The following is a 3,456-nucleotide window of genomic DNA, read 5'->3' as shown; positions in this document are numbered from 1 at the left end:
GGTGGGCGGCCGAACGGACCTGGCTCCTGCGGCGGTCGGCACCTCGCTCGGACTCCTCGGGGCCGGTCTCGGCGTCTCCGCGGTGCTCAGCCCCGTCCTGCCGTACCCGGTGCCGCAGGCCGGGGCCAACCCCTTCGCCGCTCCCGTCGGGGCGGTCGGGGCCAGCATGCTCGCCCAGGCGGTGAGCTCGGCGGCGACGATCGCGGTGGGGCTGCCGGTGATCCTCGCGTTGGCGGCCGTGCTGTGGTGGTCGCCGGCGTTCTCGTGGCTCCTGCTCGTGCTCGGCGCTGCCTGGGGAGCCGGGGCGTTGGTGCTCGGGGTGCGCCTGGGCGGTCGCCTCTACGACGCGCGTCAGGTGTGGCTGCTCTCGCGGTTGCGCTGAGCCGGCTGTCCGAGGGCCGACATACACTCGGGGCATGAGCGAGCCCACCCCTTCGTACGACGACCCCCGCTCGCCCGAGGGGCCCGGGACGTCGACGAGCGTCCTGGAGCGCACCGAGACGGCCGAGCAGGTCGAGCCGGGCGACCACGAGCGGTTCGCGCACTACGTGCGCAAGGAGAAGATCCTCGACTCCGCGTTGAGCGGCAGCCCGGTCATCGCTCTGTGCGGGAAGGTCTGGGTCCCCGGCCGGGACCCGAACAAGTTCCCCGTGTGCCCGATCTGCAAGGAGATCTACGACGGTCTGCGCGATCCGCAGGACGGCGACAAGCCCGGTGGCGGCTCGGACGCCCCCGGTGGCAAGTGACGGGGGCGCTCGGCCGACGTCAGCCTGAGCAGGCCGTTCCGTCGACGGTTTCGACGGCGGCTGCCTCTCACCAGTCCCCGGCCTTCCCTCGGCGTGCCGCGTGGGGGACGGCGAGCAAGCTGCGCGCCTGGCAGGCCGCTGCCCTCGAGCTCTACGAGGCCCAGGCGCCGCGGGACTTCCTCGCCGTCGCCACCCCCGGTGCGGGCAAGACGACCTTCGCCCTGCGCATCGCTGCCGACCTGCTCGAGCGTGGCGTGGTCCGGCGGGTCACGGTCGTCGCCCCGACCGAGCACCTCAAGCGGCAGTGGGCCGATGCCGCTGCACGCGTCGGCATCCACCTGGACCCGACCTTCCGCAACAGCCAGGGTCGGCACGGGGAGCAGTTCGACGGCGTCGCCGTCACCTACGCGCAGGTGGCGATGCGTCCGGCCCTGCACGCCGCCCGCACGGCCGCGGCCCCGACCCTCGTCGTCCTCGACGAGATCCACCACGCCGGGGACGCGCTGACCTGGGGGGACGGTGTCCAGGAGGCCTTCGAGGGCGCCACCCGCCGGCTCGCCCTCACCGGGACGCCCTTCCGCTCGGACACCTCGCCGATCCCGTTCGTCCAGTACGAGGAGGACCGCGACCGGATCCGCCGCTCCACAGCGGACTTCACCTACGGCTACGGCCAGGCGCTGCGCGACGGAGTCGTGCGCCCGGTGCTCTTCCTGTCCTACTCGGGGCAGATGCGCTGGCGCACGCGCGCCGGCGACGAGGTCTCCGCCGTGCTCGGCGCCGACCTCACCAAGGACATGACGGCCCAGGCCTGGCGCACGGCCCTGGACCCGGAGGGCCAGTGGATCCCCGCCGTGCTCGCCGCGGCCGACGTCCGGCTCACCGAGGTGCGCAGGACGGTGCCGGACGCCGGTGGTCTGGTCATCGCCTCCGACCAGGCCGACGCCCGCGCCTACGCCGCCCACCTGCGCCGGATCACCGGCGAGGCTCCCGTCGTCGTCCTGTCCGACGACGACGGCGCGTCCGAGCGCATCGAGGGATTCACCGAGGGGGACCAGCGCTGGATGGTCGCGGTGCGGATGGTCTCGGAGGGGGTCGACGTCCCCCGGCTCTCGGTGGGGGTCTACGCGACGTCCACGGCGACCCCGCTCTTCTTCGCCCAGGCCGTCGGCCGCTTCGTGCGGGCGCGGCGTCGCGGGGAGACGGCCTCGGTCTTCCTGCCGAGCGTCCCGAACCTGCTGGGTCTGGCGAACTCGATGGAGCTCGAGCGCGATCATGCGCTCGACCGCAAGGACGGAGCGGACGAGGACCCGGAGATGCTGCTCGCGGCGGCCGAGCGGGAGGAGTCCGCATCGGACGAGGTCGGTCAGGACGGTCTCGTCGGCACCTTCCAGGCGCTCGACGCCCAGGCCACCTTCGACCGCGTGCTCTTCGACGGCGGAGAGTTCGGGACCGGGGCCGAGGTCGGCTCGGACGAGGAGCTGGACTTCCTCGGCCTGCCGGGCCTGCTCGAGCCGGACCAGGTGAGCCTCCTGCTCCAGCAGCACCAGGCGAACCAGGTCTCGGCGCGCAGCGCCAGGGCCCGCACCGTGCCGGCCGTCGACCACCGGCGCCTGACGGAGCTGCGCAAGGAGCTCAACACCCTCGTGGGTGCCTGGGCGCGTCGCAGCGGGCAGCCCCACGGCTCGGTCCACGCGGAGCTGCGTCGTCGCTCCGGAGGGCCGGAGGTGGCGCTGGCGACGGCCGAGCAGCTCGAGGCGCGGACCGTCGTCGTGCGGGGCTGGTTCGTCGGGCGACGCTGAGCCGACCCCGTGGTCGTCTCGCGATGTGGACGGGTATTTTCGGCCGGACGATGGTCGTTCGAGGCGTTCGTGCAGGTCAGGCGCATGTGGCCCGGGGTCTTTTACACGGTCGACGAGATTTCTGCCACTCGTCGCCTCGGCGTGCGGGCCGGCCGTCCTGGTGCCAGCGTCTCGTCGTCGGGCCCGACCATCCACGGGGCCCCGGAAGGAAGGCTCACCATGCCCACCTGGCTCCTGATCCTCATCGTCGGCGTCGTCCTCCTCGTCCTCGGGGTGGCCGTCGAGGCCGCCAAGCTGCTCATCTGGATCGGCGTCGCCGTCCTGATCGTGAGCCTCGTCCTCGGGCTCCTGGGGCGCGGCCGCTCGCGCACCTGAGAGCCGGACCTGTCGCCGGCCACCCGGCCGGCGACAGGTCCCGGGCCTCGGTCGCAGGGCCGAGCAGGACCCGCTCAGCCCTCCGTGGCGTCGATCGTGACGGTCGGCAGGGCCGGGTCCCCCGCGGAGAGCCGTCGCGCGCCACGAGGCAGCTCCGCCCGCGAGGCGCGATGGCGCTCGGCTCCCGCGGCCACGGCCGCGGCGCCCGTCAGGCCGACCGTCCGTCCCTCCTCCACGAGCGGGACGTGGAGGGGGCGCAGGTCGCCGGCTGTCGGGGTCCACTCCCGCACGGCACCGTCCTCGCCACGGACCAGCACCTCCTCGGTCGCTCGCCCGTCCGCACCGATCCGCCGCGCAGCCCCCTTGCGACCGCCGACGGAGGCCTTGAGCGCGCTGGCCTTCTCGACCGGTTCCATCCGTCCGGAGCGCCCCTCGCGTGCCACGAGCTTGTAGACCATCCCGCAGGTCGGTGCGCCGGAGCCGGTGACCACGGAGGTCCCCACCCCGTAGGAGTCGACGGGGGCGACCGCCAGCGC

The 3,456-nt window shown here is 73.9% G+C and carries 3 protein-coding genes and 2 pseudogenes; 4 read left to right on the top strand and 1 reads right to left on the bottom strand.

The annotated features are described in order from the left end of the window. From ABWK99_RS14870 to ABWK99_RS14855, 4 genes and pseudogenes are all read left to right on the top strand, one after another. A pseudogene (locus tag ABWK99_RS14870) lies at positions 1 to 382 on the top strand (hypothetical protein); the annotation flags it as partial. Positions 383 to 416: 34 nt separating this feature from the next. After that, positions 417 to 746, top strand: a complete 330-nt coding sequence (locus tag ABWK99_RS14865) for a DUF3039 domain-containing protein (protein ID WP_372595474.1) — start codon at positions 417 to 419, stop codon at positions 744 to 746. Continuing rightward, positions 743 to 2,545: a DEAD/DEAH box helicase gene (locus ABWK99_RS14860; RefSeq protein ID WP_372595473.1), complete on the top strand. Its 1,803-nt coding sequence runs from the start codon at positions 743 to 745 to the stop codon at positions 2,543 to 2,545. Before ABWK99_RS14865 ends, ABWK99_RS14860 begins: the two co-directional genes overlap by 4 nt. A gap of 219 nt (positions 2,546 to 2,764) precedes the next feature. Next, positions 2,765 to 2,920, top strand: a complete 156-nt coding sequence (locus ABWK99_RS14855) for a hypothetical protein (protein WP_372595472.1) — start codon at positions 2,765 to 2,767, stop codon at positions 2,918 to 2,920. 74 nt (positions 2,921 to 2,994) lie between these two features. On the opposite strand, the pseudogene ABWK99_RS14850 reads toward ABWK99_RS14855, so the two are convergent. Further along, positions 2,995 to 3,456 (bottom strand): annotated as a pseudogene (locus ABWK99_RS14850) (nicotinate phosphoribosyltransferase); the annotation flags it as partial.

Origin of the sequence: Actinotalea sp. (assembly GCF_041597215.1) — a bacterium.
In the GTDB taxonomy this organism is placed as follows: Bacteria; Actinomycetota; Actinomycetes; order Actinomycetales; family Cellulomonadaceae; genus Actinotalea.
This window is presented reverse-complemented; position numbering and strand designations above follow the sequence as displayed.

Excerpts from the sequence above, each read along its gene's own strand:
- ABWK99_RS14865 (WP_372595474.1), top strand. The coding sequence starts at position 417 with ATGAGCGAGCCCACCCCTTCGTACGACGACCCCCGCTCGCCCGAGGGG.
- ABWK99_RS14855 (WP_372595472.1), top strand. The coding sequence starts at position 2,765 with ATGCCCACCTGGCTCCTGATCCTCATCGTCGGCGTCGTCCTCCTCGTC.